Origin of the sequence: Rossellomorea marisflavi, from assembly GCF_009806575.1 — a bacterium.
Lineage (GTDB): Bacteria > Bacillota > Bacilli > Bacillales > Bacillaceae_B > Rossellomorea > Rossellomorea marisflavi_A.
Window position 1 is genome coordinate 1,859,828 of the sequence record NZ_CP047095.1, and the last position, 19,251, is coordinate 1,879,078.

General features: G+C 51.1%; 15 protein-coding genes, 1 pseudogene and 1 other annotated feature. Of the genes and pseudogenes, 15 read left to right on the plus strand and 1 reads right to left on the minus strand.

The window, feature by feature from the left end; all coding sequences use genetic code 11:
• The first annotated feature begins 45 nt into the window (after nt 1-45).
• The 15 genes and pseudogenes from D5E69_RS09770 to pyrE all read left to right on the plus strand — a co-directional run bounded on the left by D5E69_RS09770 (nt 46) and on the right by pyrE (nt 17,432).
• A complete protein-coding gene (locus tag D5E69_RS09770; RefSeq protein WP_048004120.1) occupies nt 46-561 on the plus strand; it encodes a DivIVA domain-containing protein in 516 nt (171 codons plus the stop codon).
• Nucleotides 562-613: 52 nt separating this feature from the next.
• Nucleotides 614-834 (plus strand) — a binding site (T-box leader).
• Between the two features lie 68 nt (nt 835-902).
• Nucleotides 903-3,674 carry an isoleucine--tRNA ligase gene (ileS, locus tag D5E69_RS09775; protein ID WP_159129600.1) on the plus strand — a complete coding sequence of 924 codons (2,772 nt, stop codon included), beginning with the start codon at nt 903-905 and terminating at the stop codon, nt 3,672-3,674.
• Nucleotides 3,675-3,880: 206 nt separating this feature from the next.
• Nucleotides 3,881-4,162 (plus strand): hypothetical protein, encoded by a 282-nt coding sequence (locus D5E69_RS09780; protein WP_159129601.1) that lies wholly within the window; start codon nt 3,881-3,883, stop codon nt 4,160-4,162.
• A gap of 102 nt (nt 4,163-4,264) precedes the next feature.
• Nucleotides 4,265-4,756, plus strand: coding sequence for a signal peptidase II (lspA, locus tag D5E69_RS09785; RefSeq protein WP_048013160.1), 492 nt, complete (start codon nt 4,265-4,267; stop codon nt 4,754-4,756).
• On the plus strand, nt 4,731-5,642 hold the full coding sequence (locus D5E69_RS09790) for an RluA family pseudouridine synthase (protein ID WP_159129602.1): 912 nt from the start codon (nt 4,731-4,733) through the stop codon (nt 5,640-5,642). The genes lspA and D5E69_RS09790 overlap by 26 nt, the downstream gene beginning before the upstream one ends.
• Before the next feature lie 178 nt (nt 5,643-5,820).
• Nucleotides 5,821-6,366: a bifunctional pyr operon transcriptional regulator/uracil phosphoribosyltransferase PyrR gene (gene pyrR / locus D5E69_RS09795; RefSeq protein ID WP_048004116.1), complete on the plus strand. Its 546-nt coding sequence runs from the start codon at nt 5,821-5,823 to the stop codon at nt 6,364-6,366.
• Nucleotides 6,367-6,496: 130 nt separating this feature from the next.
• Nucleotides 6,497-7,822, plus strand: coding sequence for a solute carrier family 23 protein (locus D5E69_RS09800; protein ID WP_048013052.1), 1,326 nt, complete (start codon nt 6,497-6,499; stop codon nt 7,820-7,822).
• Nucleotides 7,823-7,964: 142 nt separating this feature from the next.
• Nucleotides 7,965-8,878, plus strand: a pseudogene (locus D5E69_RS09805) (aspartate carbamoyltransferase catalytic subunit).
• The gene (gene pyrC, locus D5E69_RS09810; RefSeq protein WP_159129603.1) at nt 8,853-10,133 is read left to right on the plus strand and encodes a dihydroorotase; all 1,281 of its coding nucleotides are present in this window, start codon (nt 8,853-8,855) and stop codon (nt 10,131-10,133) included. The pseudogene D5E69_RS09805 and the gene pyrC overlap by 26 nt, the downstream one beginning before the upstream one ends.
• The gene (locus tag D5E69_RS09815; protein WP_048004112.1) at nt 10,133-11,224 is read left to right on the plus strand and encodes a carbamoyl phosphate synthase small subunit; all 1,092 of its coding nucleotides are present in this window, start codon (nt 10,133-10,135) and stop codon (nt 11,222-11,224) included. Before pyrC ends, D5E69_RS09815 begins: the two co-directional genes overlap by 1 nt.
• Entirely contained in the window at nt 11,217-14,426 is a 3,210-nt protein-coding gene (gene carB / locus D5E69_RS09820) for a carbamoyl-phosphate synthase large subunit (RefSeq protein ID WP_159129604.1), read from the plus strand. Before D5E69_RS09815 ends, carB begins: the two co-directional genes overlap by 8 nt.
• Nucleotides 14,423-15,196 (plus strand): dihydroorotate dehydrogenase electron transfer subunit, encoded by a 774-nt coding sequence (locus D5E69_RS09825; protein WP_159129605.1) that lies wholly within the window; start codon nt 14,423-14,425, stop codon nt 15,194-15,196. The genes carB and D5E69_RS09825 overlap by 4 nt, the downstream gene beginning before the upstream one ends.
• A complete protein-coding gene (locus tag D5E69_RS09830) occupies nt 15,193-16,131 on the plus strand; it encodes a dihydroorotate dehydrogenase (protein WP_048004109.1) in 939 nt (312 codons plus the stop codon). The genes D5E69_RS09825 and D5E69_RS09830 overlap by 4 nt, the downstream gene beginning before the upstream one ends.
• Nucleotides 16,106-16,819: an orotidine-5'-phosphate decarboxylase gene (gene pyrF, locus D5E69_RS09835; protein WP_063191201.1), complete on the plus strand. Its 714-nt coding sequence runs from the start codon at nt 16,106-16,108 to the stop codon at nt 16,817-16,819. The genes D5E69_RS09830 and pyrF overlap by 26 nt, the downstream gene beginning before the upstream one ends.
• Nucleotides 16,800-17,432, plus strand: a complete 633-nt coding sequence (pyrE, locus tag D5E69_RS09840) for an orotate phosphoribosyltransferase (RefSeq protein ID WP_048004107.1) — start codon at nt 16,800-16,802, stop codon at nt 17,430-17,432. The genes pyrF and pyrE overlap by 20 nt, the downstream gene beginning before the upstream one ends.
• 60 nt (nt 17,433-17,492) lie before the next feature.
• On the opposite strand, the gene D5E69_RS09845 is transcribed toward pyrE, so the two are convergent.
• A complete protein-coding gene (locus tag D5E69_RS09845) occupies nt 17,493-19,199 on the minus strand; it encodes an Rqc2 family fibronectin-binding protein (protein WP_159129606.1) in 1,707 nt (568 codons plus the stop codon).
• Between the last annotated feature and the right edge of the window lie 52 nt (nt 19,200-19,251).

Consider the following 19,251-nt stretch of genomic DNA (forward strand, 5'->3'; position numbering starts at 1 on the left):
TTAGTTATAATGATAGTAATCAACCAAGTTTTGGAGGTGGCGCCCATGCCTTTGACGCCGTTAGATATACATAATAAAGAATTCAGCCGTGGTTTCCGCGGATATGACGAAGACGAAGTGAATGAATTCCTCGACCAGATCATCAAGGATTATGAGATCCTGATCCGCGAGAAGAAGGAAACAGAAGAACGCCTTGATTCCCTGAACGAGCGCCTTGGCCATTTCACGACGATTGAAGAAACATTGAATAAGTCCATCGTCGTCGCCCAGGAAGCGGGTGAAGAAGTGAAGCGCAATGCGATGAAGGAGTCGAAGCTCATCATCAAGGAAGCTGAGAAGAACGCCGACCGCATCGTCAATGAAGCACTATCGAAAGCCCGCCGGATCGCCATTGAAATCGAAGAACTCAAAAAGCAGTCCAAGGTATTCCGCACGCGCTTCAAAATGCTCATCGAAGCACAGTTGGATCTCCTCGATACAAACGATTGGGATCAGCTCATGGAATTCGATGTGGATGCAACAGATTTGAAGACACTGAAAGAAGAAGAGACACTGACTTGACGGATGGGCAGGTCTTTTCATATAATTGAAAAACCAGAAGAATACCTGTCATCAAAAGGCTGTGACAGGGAGAGTACGTTTCAGCAATATCCTTAATCAGCGAACCGGGGGCGGTGCAAGCCCGGTAGGGAAATGAAGCGGAAGATCACCCTTGAGCCCTGTCTGTGAACGAATGCTAGCGGACAGCGACTGATCCATGTTACGGATTTTCGAGTGAGGGCGACCATGCCCTTATGAGGGTGGTACCGCGGGAAAAGCTTTCTCGTCCCTTTCCAGGGATGAGGAAGCTTTTTTTTCATGGTTTGGATGACAGGTTCAATTGAAGAAGGAGGACCATTGAATTGGAATACAAAGAGACGTTATTAATGCCAAAAACAGAATTCCCCATGAGGGGGAACCTGCCTAATCGCGAGCCGAAGATGCAGGAACAGTGGAACGATATGTCGATCTATGAAAAAGTACAAGAAAGGACAAAAGGCCGGCCGCTGTTCATCCTTCATGATGGACCTCCATATGCAAATGGGAATATCCATATGGGCCATGCCCTGAATAAGATCCTGAAGGACTTCATCGTCCGCTATAAATCCATGAGCGGGTTCCATGCACCATATGTGCCGGGTTGGGATACTCACGGACTGCCGATCGAGCAGGCCTTGACCAACAAAGGAGTCAAGCGCAAGGAAATGACCGTAGCGGAATTCAGGAAGCTTTGTGAGGAATATGCGTATGAGCAGGTGGACAATCAGCGCGCACAGTTCAAGCAGCTCGGCGTTCGCGGTGACTGGGAGAATCCATATATCACATTGAAACCGGAATACGAAGCCCAGCAGATCAAGGTCTTCGGTGATATGGCGAAGAAAGGGTATATCTATAAAGGGAAAAAACCTGTGTATTGGTCACCTTCGAGTGAGTCTGCCCTTGCAGAAGCCGAGATTGAATATCAGGATAAAAAGTCACCATCGATTTATGTGGCATTCCCTGTAGCAGACGGGAAAGATGTCCTTGCAACTGGTGATAAGTTCATCATTTGGACGACGACTCCTTGGACGATCCCTGCAAATCTAGCCATCGCGGTGAACGGGAAACTGAATTACTCGGTCGTAAGCGTGGGAAGCGAGCGCTTCGTCGTGGCGGAGGATCTCCTTGAGGAGGTCGCATCTGTCCTTGAGTGGGAAAATCACTCCGTCGAGAAGACGGTCAAGGGATCAGAGCTTGAGTACATTGTTGCCAAGCACCCGATCTATGATCGTGATTCTCTTGTCATCCTCGGTGACCATGTGACGACAGACTCCGGTACAGGCTGTGTCCATACAGCTCCGGGTCATGGTGAAGATGACTTCATCATCGGGAAAAAATACAACCTTGATGTTCTTTGTCCCGTAGACGACAAGGGCGTACTGACAGATGAGGCACCAGGATTTGAAGGTCTCTTCTATGATAAAGCGAATAAACCGATCACTGAAAAATTGGAAGAGGTAGGGGCACTCCTGAAGATTTCGTTCTTTACGCACTCCTACCCACACGACTGGCGTACAAAAAAACCGGTCATCTTCCGTGCAACGGCCCAGTGGTTTGCTTCCATTGATAAGTTCCGTGACGAACTGCTTCAGTCCGTCAACGAGACGGAGTGGATCCCTGCGTGGGGAGAGACGCGCCTTTACAACATGGTCCGTGATCGCGGCGACTGGTGTATTTCCCGTCAGCGTGCATGGGGAGTACCGATTCCCGTCTTCTATGCTGAGAATGGACAGGAAATCATCACCGATGAAACAATCGGACATGTATCAAACCTATTCCGTGAGCATGGATCCAACATCTGGTTCGAGCGCGAAGCAAAAGACCTCCTTCCGGAAGGATTCACCCATGAAGGAAGCCCGAACGGCCACTTCACGAAAGAAACGGACATCATGGATGTTTGGTTCGATTCAGGATCTTCACACCAGGCAGTCCTTGAAGAGCGTGATGGCCTTCAGCGACCGGCGGACCTCTATCTCGAAGGATCCGATCAATACCGTGGCTGGTTCAACTCTTCATTGACAACCGGCGTAGCCGTCACAGGAAAAGCGCCTTATAAAGGCGTTTTAAGCCACGGGTTCGCCCTTGATGGCAATGGACGTAAAATGAGTAAATCCCTCGGCAATGTCGTGGTACCTGAAAAAGTCATGAAGCAGCTCGGTGCAGATATCCTTCGCCTTTGGGTTGCATCCGTCGACTATCAGGCGGATGTGCGGGTTTCCGATCCGATCCTGAAGCAAGTGGCTGAAGTGTACCGGAAGATCCGCAACACCTTCCGCTTCCTTCTAGGCAACCTGTCGGACTTCGATCCGGGTGTCCATGCCGTTTCTTACAGCGATCTCCGGGAAGTCGACCGTTTCATGCTCGTGAAGCTGAATGACCTTGTGAAAAACGTTAAAAATTCTTACGATAAGTACGAGTTTGCCGGCATTTATCATGCGGTGAATAATTTCTGTACGCTCGACTTGAGTTCTTTCTATCTCGATTTTGCCAAAGATATTCTCTACATCGAATCTGCAGATCAACATGATCGAAGAGCCATTCAAACCGTCCTGTACGAGTGCCTCGTATCGTTGACAAAGCTCATGTCACCGATCCTTGCTCACACGGCTGACGAAGTATGGGTTCACATCCCGGGTGTCGATGGGGAGAGCGTACAACTGACTGATATGCCGGAAGTGCAATCATTCGACGGTGCGGAAGAGCTGAAGCAGAAATGGAATGCATTTCTTGACGTCCGCGATGATGTCCTTAAAGCGTTGGAAGAAGCAAGGAATGAAAAAGTGATCGGGAAGTCCCTCACCGCTAAAGTCACGCTCTATGTGGATGAAAAGACGGAAGCCCTCCTTTCAAGCATCAAGGAGGACCTGAAGCAGCTGTTCATCGTTTCTGCTTTTGAAATCGGCGGACGCGCGTCAGAAGCCCCTGCAGAAGCCCTATCACTCGGTGCGAATAGCATCGTGGTAGAAAAAGCAGAAGGCGAAACATGCGAGCGCTGCTGGACTGTGTCACCTCGCGTCGGGGAAGACCAGGACCATCCGACCCTCTGCCCGCGCTGTGCAGCCGTGGTCAAAGAAAACTATTCACACTTAGCATGATTGAAATGGACCGCCTCATAAAGAGGCGGTCTTCTTTGTTATTCCGGTTCTTGTTGGATGGATCTATAAGATATTTCCTGATTAGTCATAAGGCGTCAGCGGTTCCTTGATGCGTAGGCGGATGTTCAGTTGACATTCCATAATTGCTAGATCTTGCAAGATGGCAACAGCATGTTTTCCTCCATACTATGAATGGAGGGATGAAGATGACAGATGACCGATACCCGGCAATCATTGAAGAACTGGAATCATCATTGAAGGAATTGGAGTCGGCTGTAACGAGCCATCCGATTGTAAGGAAAATGATTGAAGAAGAGATCAGGGATGTACGGTATGCACTTGGCCGGGCCGACATGAATTCATTTGCGACATGTGAAATGAGCGGAGAATTGATCCCATTCGAACTGATGAAAATGAGTCCGACATCATCAACACTTCAAGAAATGAACGATTGGCGGAAATACGGGAAAGTGCATCTTTATTTATAAGATCCCTTGTTTTTCAAAAAACAAGGGATTAAGTGTCTTTATCACCGGGTTTATGCTAAAATTCAAAGGTAATCATCTCTAATGGATACGGAGGTTGCCTTTGTGTATTATTATCTTCTCGCTTTAGTGGTCATCGGGATCGATCAGTTTACCAAATGGCTGGTTGTACGAAATATGACGCAAGGTGAAAGCATCACGGTCATCCCTGATGTATTTTATATCACTTCGCACAGAAATCCGGGCGCGGCGTGGGGGATCCTGCCAGGTCAGATGTGGTTCTTCTACGTCATCACCATTGCCGTGATCGTCGGGATCGTGTATTACATGCAAAAGCATGCGAAAGGCCATTCACTCTTCAGCACAAGTCTTGCATTCATGCTCGGCGGCGCCATCGGGAACTTCATCGACCGGGTGACGAGGCAGGAAGTGGTGGATTTCCTTAATACATATATTTTCACTTACGATTTCCCGATATTCAATATTGCCGATGCATCGCTCACGATAGGTGTAATTTTATTGCTCCTGCATATGTTCATGGATGAAAGAAAAGCAAAGAAGGAGAACAAACATGGAAGTCATTCAACACAGCATTGATCAAAATAACCAAGGAGAGCGTATCGACAAGGTTGTCAGCTCCCTGAATAAAGACTGGTCCCGGTCCCTTGTGCAATTATGGATCAAGGAAGGGCATGTGAAGGTGAACGGGGAAGTGGTGAAAGCCAACTTCAAATGCCCTCTCGATGCTTCGATCGAAATCGCGATCCCTGACCCAGAAGAGCTGGATGTCGAGGCAGAGGATCTCAATCTCGATATCGCATACGAAGATCAGGATGTCATCGTCGTCAACAAACCGAAAGGCATGGTCGTCCATCCGGCACCCGGACATTCTTCAGGGACCATGGTGAACGGTCTGATGCACCACTGCAAAGATCTTTCCGGCATCAACGGTGTCATGCGCCCCGGTATTGTACACCGGATTGACAAAGATACGTCCGGTTTATTGATGGTTGCAAAAAACGACAAGGCCCACGAGCATCTTGTCAATCAGCTTGTGGAGAAGACCGTCACACGTAAATATACCGCCATCGTTCATGGGAACATCCCACATGAGTACGGTACGATCGATGCGCCGATCGGAAGGGATCCTAAAGATCGTCAAAGCATGACCGTCGTGGACAATGGCAAAAATGCCGTCACGCATTTCAGGGTGCTCGATCGGTACGAAGATTTCACCCTCGTGGAATGTGAACTTGAGACTGGCCGGACCCATCAAATCCGTGTTCATATGAAATACATCGGATATCCTCTTGCTGGAGACCCGAAATACGGTCCGAGGAAGACGCTGCCACTCAACGGACAGGCCCTTCATGCTGGAACACTTGGATTCGTGCATCCGCGTACAGGCGAATACATGGAATTCCACGCAGATCTTCCGGAAGAATTCACCAAGCTCATTGCACGCCTTGAAAATAGTCATTGACAAATGGGCAGGGAACCTGTAAGATGAATGTAATTGAATACGACCTTTAATACAGTCCCGTGAGACTGAGAAGGAGTTTGTATACCAATTTAGGTGTGCAAAGATTTATATACGATAAGTGTATCCTCTCATCCATGGGTGAGGGGATTTTTTTATGGCAATGAAGGAGGTACCACCTATGACAAAAAAAGCAACGGTTCTCGACCAGCCTGCCATCCGCAGGGCCCTGACGAGGATCGCTCATGAGATCATCGAGCGCAATAAAGGGATCGAAGAGATCGTCCTTGTCGGCATCAAGACAAGGGGCATCCATATCGCCCGCAGGCTCGCTGAACGGATCCATGATATCGAAGGACAGAAGGTTCCTGTCGGAGAGATTGATATAACACTTTACCGCGACGATCTGTCTGTTAAGACAACCGACCATGAACCTGAGGTGAAGGGTTCGGATCTTCCGGTGGATATCGCCAATAAAAAAGTCATCCTGATCGATGATGTCCTGTTTACCGGAAGAACGGTCAGAGCGGGTCTCGACGCCCTCATGGATGTCGGAAGACCGGGTCAGATCCAGCTGGCCGTTCTCGTTGACCGAGGTCACCGGGAGCTTCCGATCCGTGCCGACTATGTCGGGAAGAATATCCCGACTTCAAGCTCTGAGAAAATCATGGTTGCTCTCTCCGAGGTCGATGACCGGGATGAAGTATCCATCTACGAAAACGAATAAGTATCCTTTTAAGAGTGGTCCAGTGAGGCTGACAAAGGATGGTGGGGAAGGCGTAAGGCCGTCTCCTGCCCTCTTTGTGCCCTCTTGGATAAGAGGGCTTTTTTAATAGGTGAAACAAGGAGGAAATACTATGACCAACAAACAAGATATCGTACTTGATGTACATGAAGTCCCACCAGCAAGAAAATGGCTCACCCTGAGCCTTCAGCATCTGTTCGCCATGTTCGGCGCCACGGTCCTCGTACCGTTTCTCGTCGATCTGAGCCCGGGGGTTGCCCTCGTGTCGAGCGGCCTTGGGACGCTTGCATACATCATCATCACGAGGGGTCAGATCCCGGCCTACCTTGGATCATCCTTTGCATTTATCGCCCCGATCATTGCCGCCAAGCAATTCGGAGGCCCCGGTGCAGCCATGATGGGGAGCTTCATGGCCGGAATCGTGTACGGCCTTGTCGCCCTCCTGATCTCGAAGCTCGGAGTGAAATGGCTGTCCACGATCCTTCCGCCGGTTGTGGTTGGACCGGTGATCATGGTCATCGGACTGGGTCTTGCAGGAACGGCCGTCAACATGGCCATGTATGCCGATCCTTATGCAGATACCCTCGTCTATAGCAGCAAGCATATCCTTGTGGCGCTCGCCACCTTGCTCATCACGATCATCTGCTCGGTCTACTTCAAGGGCTTCCTCGGGATGGTCCCGATCCTTGCTGGTATAACAGGCGGCTATATCATTGCCATATTCGCCGGGCTCGTCGATTTTCAACCGGTTCTTGACGCGCCACTATTCAAAATGCCCGACTTCTTCATTCCATTCGTCGACTACACACCTTCCTTCTCCTGGTCCATCATGTCGATCATGGTACCTGTCGCCGTCGTGACGATGGCAGAGCACACCGGTCACCAGATGGTCCTAAGCAAAGTTGTCGGAAGGAACTTCATCGAAAAACCGGGCTTGCATAAATCCATCCTCGGCGACGGGGCGGCGACAGTCATCGCTTCCATCATCGGAGGTCCGCCAGTTACCACATACGGTGAAAACATCGGTGTCCTCGCCATCACGAAGGTATACAGCGTCTATGTAATCGGAGGGACAGCCGTACTGGCAGTCGTGTTCGGATTCATCGGGAAAATCACGGCCCTCATCAGTTCGATCCCGACGGCAGTCATGGGAGGGGTATCCATCCTTCTCTTCGGAATCATCGCATCGAGCGGTCTCAGGATGCTCATTGACTACAAGGTGGACCTTGGGAAGAACCGCAACCTTATCATCTCATCTGTCATCCTTGTCATCGGTGTCGGAGGCGCCTATGTGGAACTGGGAGAAAACGTGTCACTGTCTGGCATGGCCCTCGCAGCGATCATCGGTGTCGTACTGAATCTTGTCCTTCCGGGACGGGAAGAAACATCAGGAAATCTATTCGAAGAACAAAAACAAGCAAATGACGAAGTAGCATAGAACACCTTTTAACAATGGTCCAGAGAGTCCATAAGGGTGATGCTGTAAAGGGACGAGTCTGTTCTTTACGGCTGAAAAACACCCTGAGCATAAGGCACAGGGTGTTTTTTTATACAAATAAGACAGAAGGGCGGCGTGTACGATGGGGCATTTATTAACCATGAAGGATTTATCAGAAGGAGAGATCCTCTCAGTCCTGGATCAGGCAGAACGCTTCAAAGCAGGAGAGCGGTGGGAAGATGGATCGGACCATTTCGTGGCCAACCTATTCTTCGAAGCCAGTACACGGACGAAATGCAGTTTTGAAATGGCGGAAAGGCGGCTCGGTCTGGAAGTGATTCCGTTTGAGTCCCACGCCTCAAGCATCCAAAAGGGGGAAACCCTCTACGATACAGTGAAAACAATGGAATCGATCGGTGTGGGGGCCGTCGTCATCCGGCACAGCAGGGACCGGTACTTCGATGAGCTCAAGGACCTCGACGTCAGGATCATCAATGGGGGGACGGTTGCGGAAATCATCCCACTCAATGCCTCCTCGACCTGATGACGATCCGTCAGGAATTCGGGGGATTCCGCGGTCTCCGGGTCGCCATCATCGGCGATATCGCCCACAGCCGTGTGGCAAGATCCAATGCACAAGCCCTCACCGCACTCGGGGCTGAGGTCAGGTTCTCCGGTCCTGAGGAATGGTTCCCTGAGCGCTACGGTGACCGATATGTAGGGATCGACGAAGCGATGAGATCCTCCGACGTCGTGATGCTCCTTCGCATCCAGCATGAAAGGCATCATGGAACGCCGATTGCGTCCAAGGCGGATTATCATCAGGCGTACGGCCTTACCCTGGAAAGGGAGAAAAAGATGGCTCCCGGAAGCATCATCATGCACCCGGCACCGGTCAACCGCGGGGTCGAGATCGCAGATTCCCTTGTGGAATGCGGGCGGTCCAGGATCTTCAAACAAATGGAAAATGGTGTATTCGTCAGAATGGCGGTACTAAAAAGAGCATTCCAATTACAAGGAGGACGTCAACATGAACTGGTTGATCAAACATGCTAACATTCTGAATGCAAAAGGGGAACTGGAACCGGTAGAGGTAAAGACAAACGGAAACAAGATTGCAGAAATAGGAACGGGACTCTCCAACACGGGTGAGATGGAATATGATGCACGGGGCATGTTATTGTCACCAGGTTTCGTCGACCTCCACGTTCATCTCCGCGAGCCTGGAGGAGAACATAAAGAAACCATTGAAACCGGAACGAAAGCCGCTGCAAAAGGAGGTTATACGACGATCGCGGCGATGCCGAACACACGTCCAGTACCGGATGATATCGAAACACTTGATTGGTTACATAATCGAATACATGAAATGGCCTCGGTCAGGGTCCTGCCTTACGGAGCCATTACAGAGAGACAGGCTGGGAAGGAATTGAATGACCTAGAGGCAATGAAGCAACATGGGGCTTTCGCTTTTACTGATGACGGTGTCGGAGTACAGTCCGCCGCCATGATGCTCGAAGCCATGAAAAAGGCGGCAGCTATCGGCGCTTCCATCGTGGCCCATTGCGAAGAGAACACCTTGATCAATAAAGGGTCCGTCCATGAAGGGCGATTTTCAGCCTCGAACGGACTGAATGGGATCCCGTCTGTATGTGAAGCCGTTCATATCGCACGGGATGTGCTCCTGGCGGAAGCAGCGGGTGCCCATTACCATGTCTGCCACATCTCAACAAAAGAATCAGTCAGGGTGGTGAGGGATGCAAAGCGGGCGGGCATCAAGGTGACTGCAGAAGTGACCCCCCATCATCTCCTGCTATGTGAAGACGACATCCCCGGACTGGATCCAAACTTTAAGATGAATCCACCTCTCCGCGGGAAAGAGGACAGGGACGCCCTCATCGAAGGGCTTCTGGATGGCACCATCGACTTTATCGCCACCGATCACGCACCGCATACAAAAGAAGAAAAGGGAGAGGGCATGGAATTGTCGCCATTCGGGATTGTCGGTCTTGAAACGGCCTTTCCTTTACTCCATACGCATTTTGTCCAAAAAGGGATCATCACGCTGAAGCAGCTCATCGATTGGATGACAGTCAAACCTTCAGAAGCGTTCAATCTACCGTTTGGCACCCTCAACGCTGGAAGCGATGCGGACTTCACGCTGATCGATCTGGAAAAGAAGGAAACCATTCAACCTGAATCCTTCCTGTCTAAAGGCAAAAATACACCATTCTCAGGGTGGGAATGCACAGGATATCCGCAAGCGACATTTTATCAAGGTCAACAAGTTTGGAATGGAGGAGAAGCATAATGAATAGACAGCTCATTCTGGAAGACGGAACGATTTTTATCGGTGAAGGATTCGGTGCAGACAGCGAGGTCATAGGGGAAGTCGTATTCAACACAAGCATGACAGGGTACCAGGAAATCTTGTCCGATCCCTCTTACTGCGGCCAGTTCGTCACCATGACCTATCCACTGATCGGAAACTACGGGGTGAATCGTGACGATTTCGAATCGATCTCTCCTGCAGTCAAGGCATTCATTGTACGGGAATCGGCAGACTTTGCCTCCAACTGGCGCAATGAGTCCACACTTGATGAGCTGCTCAGGGTCAAGGGGATCCCTGGTATCGCCGGTGTCGATACAAGAAAGCTGACCCGTCTCATAAGGAAATCAGGATCGATGAAAGGCATCCTCTGCAGTGCGGAAGAAGATCCGGCCCTAATGATTGACAGGTTGAACGCATCCGCCCTTAGGACCGATCAAGTTGCGCAGGTTTCCACGAAGACCGCGTATGCCAGTCCTGGTAGGGGATTCAGGGTCGTCTTGATGGACTTTGGAATGAAGCACGGAATCCTTCGGGAGCTTAACAAACGGAATTGCGATGTCATCGTCGTCCCTCATGATACCTCTTCAGAAGAGATCCGGAGACTCCAGCCCGATGGCATCATGCTGTCGAATGGACCGGGAGACCCGAAGGACGTACCGGAAGCCATCCAGACGATCAAAGACCTCCTCGGTGAGATCCCACTGTTCGGGATCTGCCTCGGTCACCAGCTATTCGCCCTCGCCTGTGGGGCCGATTCATTCAAGATGAAGTTCGGACACAGGGGCGGAAATCATCCTGTTCAGGATGTGTTGACGAAGAAGGTGGCCCTGACTTCCCAGAACCACGGGTATGCGGTGGATGAAGCTTCCCTTGACGATACCGATCTCGAGGTTACCCATATCGCCATCAATGACGGGACGATCGAAGGGTTGAAGCATAAGGAATATCCTGCCTTCACGGTTCAATACCACCCTGAGGCATCTCCGGGACCTGAAGATTCCAATTACTTGTTCGATGATTTCTTGACACTCATGAATGAAGAGAAAAGGAAGGAGATTCAACATGCCTAAACGTACAGACATTAAAAGCATCCTTGTAATCGGGAGTGGCCCGATCATCATCGGCCAGGCAGCAGAATTCGACTATGCGGGGACACAGGCCTGCATCGCCCTGAAAGAGGAAGGATACAGGGTCATCCTGGTGAACTCGAATCCAGCCACCATCATGACCGATGCCGAAATGGCCGATAAGGTATACATCGAACCCCTGACCCTTGAATTCGTATCCCGCATCATCCGTAAAGAGCGGCCGGATGCCCTCCTTCCGACCCTCGGAGGGCAAACGGGTCTCAATCTTGCCGTCGAACTCCATCAATCAGGCGTACTGGAAGAGTGCGGAGTGGAGATTCTCGGTACGAAGCTTTCGGCCATCGAACAGGCAGAAGATCGTGATCTGTTCCGTAAACTGATGAATGAGCTTTCGGAACCGGTACCTCAAAGCGAAATCATCCATACGGTGTCAGAGGCATACACATTCGTCGAGGAGGTAGGCTTCCCGGTCATCGTACGCCCTGCATACACCCTTGGTGGAACAGGAGGCGGGATCTGCCACAACGAAGAAGAACTGAATGAAATCGTCAGCTCCGGGTTGAAATACAGCCCCGTCACCCAGTGCCTTCTGGAAAAAAGCATCGCCGGCTTCAAGGAGGTCGAATATGAAGTGATGCGGGATGCGTCAGACAATGCCATCGTGGTTTGTAATATGGAAAACATCGATCCGGTTGGGATCCATACAGGGGATTCCATCGTCGTGGCCCCGAGCCAGACGCTTAGCGACAGGGAATATCAGATGCTCAGGAATACCAGCCTGAAGATCATCCGTGCCCTGGGGATCGAAGGGGGCTGCAATGTGCAGCTGGCGCTCGATCCGGACAGCTTCCAGTATTACATCATCGAGGTCAACCCGCGTGTAAGCAGGTCCTCGGCTCTTGCTTCGAAGGCGACGGGCTATCCGATCGCGAAGCTTGCCGCGAAGATCGCTGTGGGCTTGACCCTGGATGAAATGATGAATCCCGTGACAGGGAAGACCTACGCGGCATTCGAACCGGCCCTTGATTATGTGGTCACGAAGATCCCGAGATGGCCTTTCGATAAGTTCGAATCGGCCAAACGGAATCTGGGCACCCAGATGAAGGCTACGGGGGAAGTGATGGCCATCGGAAGGACCTTGGAGGAGTCGCTGCTGAAAGCGATCAGGTCCCTTGAGAGCAATACGTACCATCTCGGATTGGATGAATTGAACGCCAAGGAACCGGAATGGATCGAGAAACGGATCCGCAAAGCAGGGGATGAGAGACTGTTCTTCATCGGTGAAGCGCTCCGACGAGGCATCACGATCGAGACGATTCATGACTGGAGCAAGATCGACCTATTCTTCCTGAATAAAATGGACCGGATCATCCGCTTCGAAGAACAACTGCGAAACCACCCATTCGATCACGCGATTGCGTACAAAGCAAAACGCATGGGCTTCTCGGATATCGCCATTGCCTCCCTCTGGTCTGTGAAGGAGAGGGAAGTGTATGAGTGGAGGAAGCAGGAGGAACTGACACCGGTTTACAAAATGGTGGATACCTGTGCTGCGGAATTTGAATCTGAAACGCCTTACTTCTACGGAACATATGAGGATGAAAATGAATCGGAAGTAACAGAGCGCGAGAGCATCATCGTCCTTGGTTCCGGACCGATTCGGATCGGTCAGGGGGTCGAATTCGACTATGCCACCGTCCACTCCGTCTGGGCCATCAAGGAAGCGGGTTACGAAGCGATCATCGTCAATAACAATCCCGAAACGGTTTCCACTGACTTCTCCATTTCGGATAAATTATACTTCGAACCGTTGACGGTGGAAGATGTGATGCACATCATCGACCATGAAAAGCCGAAAGGGGTCGTCGTACAGTTCGGGGGCCAAACCGCCATCAATCTGGCAGATGAACTTGTGAATCGCGGTGTGCGCATCCTCGGCACGTCACTGGAAGACCTGGATCGGGCGGAAAACAGGGATAAGTTCGAGCACACCCTGCAGGAACTCGGTATTCCACAGCCTGAGGGCAAGACAGCCGTATCGGTGGAAGGGGCTATCGCCATTGCCGAATCGATCGGTTATCCCGTGCTCGTCAGACCATCGTATGTTCTTGGCGGAAGAGCCATGGAAATCGTGTATCGAGAAGAGGAGCTCCTCCACTACATGGAAAATGCCGTGAAAGTGAACCCGCAGCATCCCGTCCTTATCGACCGCTACTTGATCGGAAAGGAAATCGAAGTGGATGCCGTCTGTGACGGGGAAGATGTAATCATCCCTGGGATCATGGAGCATATCGAGCGGGCAGGGGTCCACTCCGGGGATTCCATCGCCGTCTACCCGCCACAGCAGCTGACTGAAGAGCAAAAAAGCACGATTGTAGATTATACAACAAGGCTCGCCAAAGGATTGAATATCGTCGGCCTTTTGAACATCCAATATGTCATTTCAAAAGGCGAAGTCTACGTACTGGAAGTGAATCCACGCTCAAGCCGGACGGTTCCGTTCATTTCAAAGATCACCAACGTGCCGATGGCGAACGTTGCCACCAAGGCGATCCTCGGCATCTCCCTGCGTGAACTGGGATATGAGCCGGGGCTCGTGGAAGAAGCGGAAGGCGTGTATGTCAAAGTGCCGGTATTCTCTTTCGCCAAATTGAGAAGGGTGGACATCACGCTTGGACCTGAAATGAAATCCACCGGTGAAGTCATGGGGAAAGATCAGACCCTGGAGAAAGCACTGTACAAAGGCATGGTGGCAGCCGGCATGCAGATGAAAGACCACGGTTCGGTTCTCATGACAGTAGCAGACAAGGACAAGGAAGAAGCGGCAAGCCTTGCAAGAAGGTTCGTAAGCATCGGGTACCAGATCCTTGCCACGAAAGGAACGGCATCGTACCTTGCCTCTCAAGGCATCCAGGTCCGTGAAGTGGATAAGATCGGTTCCACCGGACCGACTCTTCTCGACATCATCCAAAGCGGGGAAACGCAGCTCGTCATCAATACGCTGACCAAAGGAAAGCAGCCGGCACGTGACGGCTTCCGGATCCGAAGGGAGTCGGTGGAGAACGGCATCCCGTGCCTGACCTCCCTGGATACAGCCCAAGCTATACTGAGAGTCTACGAATCTATGACATTCTCTGCGGAGGCGATAGCTGCGAAACCATCAAGAAAGGCGGTCCATTCATGATCGTCAATGAATCGATGAAGGTGGTGAGTCACCGCCTCCTTGCCAGGAACATCTATGAGCTTGTCCTTGAAGGTGAATTAGTAAAGGAGATTACGGCACCGGGTCAATTTGTCCATGTCAAGGTAGGTGCCGGCATTGATCCCCTTCTAAGAAGACCGATTTCGATTGCTGAACATGATCGGAATGAAAAGAAGATGAGCCTGATCTACCGCGCCGAAGGCAAAGGGACCAAGCAATTGGCCCTTGTCGGGGCGGGAGGAAGGGTCGATGTCCTCGGTCCCCTTGGGAACGGATTCGACGTTCAACAGGGTGAGGGCAGGACGGCCCTGCTTATCGGAGGCGGAATCGGCGTCCCGCCATTATATGGACTATCAAAAGCCCTTCGCAACAACGGGTGGAAGGTGACGCATGTGCTTGGTTTTCAGGAAGAAGCCGTCAGTTATTATGAAGACAAGTTCATGGAACTAGGACCGACGCATATCGCCACCGTGGATGGTTCCCTAGGAAGAAAAGGGTTTGTAACAGATGTGATTGAAGAAGAATCAATTCCGTATGATCAATTTTTTTCCTGCGGACCGAATCCGATGCTGAAGGCACTGCAGAGCAGGCTTTCAGGAAGTGGATTCCTGTCACTGGAAGAACGCATGGGGTGCGGGATCGGCGCTTGCTTCGCGTGTGTGTGTCATCTGGCAGATGATCCTGAAGGGACGGATTATGTGAAAGTATGCAGCGACGGTCCTGTATTTCCTGTAGGGGTGGTGGCGTTATGAAACAATTACAGATTGAGTTGCCCGGCTTGAGTTTGAAGAATCCGATCATGCCGGCGTCGGGATGTTTTGGATTCGGCAGGGAATACAGCCAATTCTACGACCTGAGCGAACTGGGGGCCATCATGATCAAAGCGACGACGGAAGAGCCCCGTTTCGGCAATCCCACGCCGCGTGTCGCAGAAACCAATGCCGGGATGCTGAATGCCATCGGTCTCCAGAATCCCGGTTTGGATGCGGTCATGCAAAAGGAGCTGCCGTGGCTTTCCAGGTTCGACGTGCCCATCATCGCCAATGTGGCGGGTTCGCAGATGGAAGACTATGTTCATGTGGCCCGTGAAATCTCCAAAGCATCAAATGTACATGCCCTTGAACTCAACATCTCCTGTCCGAATGTGAAAACCGGCGGAATCGCCTTCGGGACAATCCCCGAGGTTGCCATGGAGTTGACAAGAAAGGTTAAAGCCGTGTCAGAGGTTCCCCTATACGTCAAACTTTCACCGAATGTCTCCAATATCGTGGAGATGGCCAAAGCCGTTGAACGGGGTGGTGCCGACGGATTGACGATGATCAATACCCTACTCGGCATGAGGCTTGATCTCAAGACGGGGAGACCGATCCTTGCCAATAAGACGGGGGGGCTTTCGGGTCCGGCCATCAAACCGGTTGCCATCCGGATGATCCATGAGGTGAGTCAGGCAGTGGACCTGCCGATCATCGGGATGGGGGGAGTGGAGTCTGCAGAAGATGTGATTGAATATTTCTACGCCGGTGCCAGTGCTGTTGCAGTAGGCACAGCCAATTTCGTAGATCCTTTCATCTGTAAGAAAATCATTCACGAACTGCCAGCACTGCTTGCCGAAATGAACGTGGACCATATTTCTCAATTGACCGGAAGGAGCTGGGGGAAACATGAACAAGCCGTTTATCGCCCTTGATTTCCCAACATGGGAAGTGACAGAAGCATTTTTATCGCAATTCGACGAGAGACTGAACGTCAAAGTGGGAATGGAGCTCTACCTTCAAAATGGGCCTCGCATTATTGAGTCCCTCTTGAAAAAGGATCACAGGATCTTCCTCGACCTGAAGCTACATGATATTCCGAATACGGTATTCGGTGCCATGAAAGGCCTTGGACAGTGGGATCTAGAATTCATCAACGTCCATGCTGCCGGGGGCAAGGAGATGATGGAGAGGGCGATGGAGGCCATCCAATCTCAGGGCGGCAAGACGAAGCTCATCGCTGTCACCCAGCTCACCTCGACATCTGAACACCAGATGCAGTCCGAACAGCTCATCCCGAATCCACTGACGGAATCCGTCATCCACTATGCCCGCCTGGCTCAAGGCGCCGGACTTCAAGGGGTGGTATGTTCCCCTCATGAGGCAGGTCTGATCAGGGAGTATTGTGGAGAAGAATTCCTTCGCGTCACACCGGGCATCAGGATGAAATCGGATGGCGCGGATGATCAACAGCGCATTACGTCCCCTGGAAATGCAAGGGAGTTGGGGTCAACACATATTGTCGTGGGCAGAAGCATCACGAAGGCAGCCGATCCTGTTGCCGCATACCGAATGATTTGTCAAGATTGGGAGGGAAGCATCTATGAAAAAACAAATTGCTAAGGAACTTTTGAACATCAAGGCGGTATTCTTGAACCCTGGTGAGCCCTTCACATGGTCTTCCGGGATCAAATCACCAATCTATTGCGATAACCGATTGACTTTATCCTATCCTGCCGTGAGAAAGCAGATTGCAGATGGGCTTGTCTCCATGATCCGCGAACATTTCCCAGAAGTCGATGTCATCGCAGGAACGGCAACCGCGGGGATCCCTCATGCGGCGTGGGTATCAGAGCGCATGGATCTCCCTATGTGCTATGTCAGGTCCAAGGCAAAGGGACACGGAAAAGGGAACCAGATCGAAGGAAAGATCCTTCCCGGGCAAAAAGTGGTAGTCATAGAAGATCTCATCTCAACAGGTGGCAGCTGCATCACGGCGGTCGAGGCCCTGAGAGAGTCGGAGTGTGAAGTTTTGGGGGTTGCCGCCATCTTTACATACGAGCTTCAAAAAGGGGCGGATGCCCTCCGTGAACACGGGATCGAGGCCTTTTCCCTCTCCAACTATTCAAGTCTTCTGGAAGCAGCTGAGGAAGAGGGACTCATCTCGGGTGCTGATCTCGTTGAATTGAAAGAATGGAGCCGGGATCCCGAGGGTTGGAAGAAGCAGGTGAATTGATATAAACACATGAAAAAACGCCGAAATCAAAATGATTTCGGCGTTTTTTAGGTGTGTGATTCAACGATCTTTCATGGCCCTGACCTGGTCAAGATCAGGTGTGACATAGACGGTCTGCTGATTTTCATAGATAACGAATCCCGGTTTGGCGCCGCGGGGTTTCTTAACCTGTCGTACTTCCGTGTAATCGACTGGGACCGATCCCGACTCCCTTGCTTTGCTGAAGTAAGCAGCAAGATTGGCTGCCTCAAGGATGGTTTCATCTGAAGGGGAAGCACCCCGGATGACGACATGAGAACCAGGTATATCCTTCGTATGGAGCCAGATATCACTCTTCGCCGCCACTTTATTGGTCAGATAATCATTCTGTTTATTATTCTTCCCGACGAGGATTTTCGTACCGTCGGTCGCTGTATAGGATTCGAGCACCAGCTTTTCATTTGCCTTTTTCTTTTTCTGGTTCTTCCGGACGCGCAGGTATCCCTCTTCCTCCAGCTCTTCCCGGATTCCTTCAATGTCCTTTGTGGAGGCGGATTCGAGCTGCTGAAGGAGCTGCTCGAAGTAAGCGAGCTCATCGGTTGCTTTTTCGATCTGTTCCTGTACCACCTGAACAGCGTGCTTCGCTTTTTGATAGCGGGAGAAATAGCCCTGGGCATTTTCAGAGGGTGATTTTTGAGGATTCAGAGGGATCGTCACCGATCCGCCTTCTTCGTCGTAATAGTTCACCACGGATACTTCTTCCATCCCTCTCTGTACCGCGTAGAGATTGGAGGTGAGCAGTTCTCCGAGGAGCTGGTAACGATCGGCATCCTTCGCCTCTTGAAGGGTACGCTCGAGCTTGACGATCTTATTCTCGTTTTTATCGCGCTCGTTCCGGATGAAACGCTCAAGGTCATTGCCCTGTTGCTTCACCCGGTCCCTTGATGCTTTTTGATAGAAGAAGCGATCGAGAAGTCCACTAAGGGTGGTGAAGGAATGACGCTCTCCTTCGACGTGGTCCAGCGGGCACCAGTAGAATGTTTCCTTGTCTCCCGAAATCAGGGTAGGGGACGTCCGGTGTTCCCGAAGGTCCGCCATGAAGTGCAGGAATGAATCGGCAATGGCAGCCTGTGTCCCCAGGCCGGCGCGGTGGACGATTTCCTTGGCGGCGAGTGGTGATACACCTGAGAAGGATCCCACGATCTGCTTGTCCAATTTACCGGAATTGAAATCGAGGGACCGCAGGACATCTTCCCCTGCAGCATCCAGGGGGTTTAGCTTATCCTGGCTTGGTGGGAAGATGTATTCATTCCCGGGGAGCACGGTCCTGTGGGAATTCATGCTCGGTGACAAGTGCTTGATGCTGTCAAGGATCATATTGCGCCCCTTGTCGACCAGGATGATGTTACTGTGCCTTCCCATCACTTCGATGATCAGTTGTTTGTAGGAGACATCCCCGATGTCATTCCGTCCCTTTACCTCCAGGATGATCATCCGATCGAGGCCGATCTGGTGGATGTCTTCGATCATATAGCCTTCAAGATGCTTCCGGAGGAGCATGCAGAACATCGGTGGTACGGGGGGATTTTCGTATTCCTCTCCTGTCAGCTGTACCCTGGCATAGCTTGGGTGGGCGGATAGGAGAAGTTTATGATTCTTCCCGTTGGCCCGGATGACCATGATGATTTCATTTTTATAAGGCTGATGTATTTTATTGATTCTGCCGTGAAGGAGGGCTTCTTTCAGCTCTTCAGTCATGGCTTTTGTAAATAGTCCATCGAATGACATGCAAAACATCCTCTTCTTTTTTACTCATTCATTTGATTGTAGCGCGTCCTGC

Excerpts from the sequence above, each read along its gene's own strand:
- D5E69_RS09770 (WP_048004120.1), top strand. The coding sequence starts at position 46 with ATGCCTTTGACGCCGTTAGATATACATAATAAAGAATTCAGCCGTGGT.
- D5E69_RS09780 (WP_159129601.1), top strand. The coding sequence starts at position 3,881 with ATGACAGATGACCGATACCCGGCAATCATTGAAGAACTGGAATCATCA.
- D5E69_RS09790 (WP_159129602.1), top strand. The coding sequence starts at position 4,731 with ATGGAAGTCATTCAACACAGCATTGATCAAAATAACCAAGGAGAGCGT.
- pyrR (WP_048004116.1), top strand. The coding sequence starts at position 5,821 with ATGACAAAAAAAGCAACGGTTCTCGACCAGCCTGCCATCCGCAGGGCC.
- D5E69_RS09800 (WP_048013052.1), top strand. The coding sequence starts at position 6,497 with ATGACCAACAAACAAGATATCGTACTTGATGTACATGAAGTCCCACCA.
- pyrC (WP_159129603.1), top strand. The coding sequence starts at position 8,853 with ATGAACTGGTTGATCAAACATGCTAACATTCTGAATGCAAAAGGGGAA.
- D5E69_RS09815 (WP_048004112.1), top strand. The coding sequence starts at position 10,133 with ATGAATAGACAGCTCATTCTGGAAGACGGAACGATTTTTATCGGTGAA.
- carB (WP_159129604.1), top strand. The coding sequence starts at position 11,217 with ATGCCTAAACGTACAGACATTAAAAGCATCCTTGTAATCGGGAGTGGC.
- D5E69_RS09825 (WP_159129605.1), top strand. The coding sequence starts at position 14,423 with ATGATCGTCAATGAATCGATGAAGGTGGTGAGTCACCGCCTCCTTGCC.
- D5E69_RS09830 (WP_048004109.1), top strand. The coding sequence starts at position 15,193 with ATGAAACAATTACAGATTGAGTTGCCCGGCTTGAGTTTGAAGAATCCG.
- pyrF (WP_063191201.1), top strand. The coding sequence starts at position 16,106 with ATGAACAAGCCGTTTATCGCCCTTGATTTCCCAACATGGGAAGTGACA.
- pyrE (WP_048004107.1), top strand. The coding sequence starts at position 16,800 with ATGAAAAAACAAATTGCTAAGGAACTTTTGAACATCAAGGCGGTATTC.
- D5E69_RS09845 (WP_159129606.1), bottom strand. The coding sequence starts at position 19,199 with ATGTCATTCGATGGACTATTTACAAAAGCCATGACTGAAGAGCTGAAA.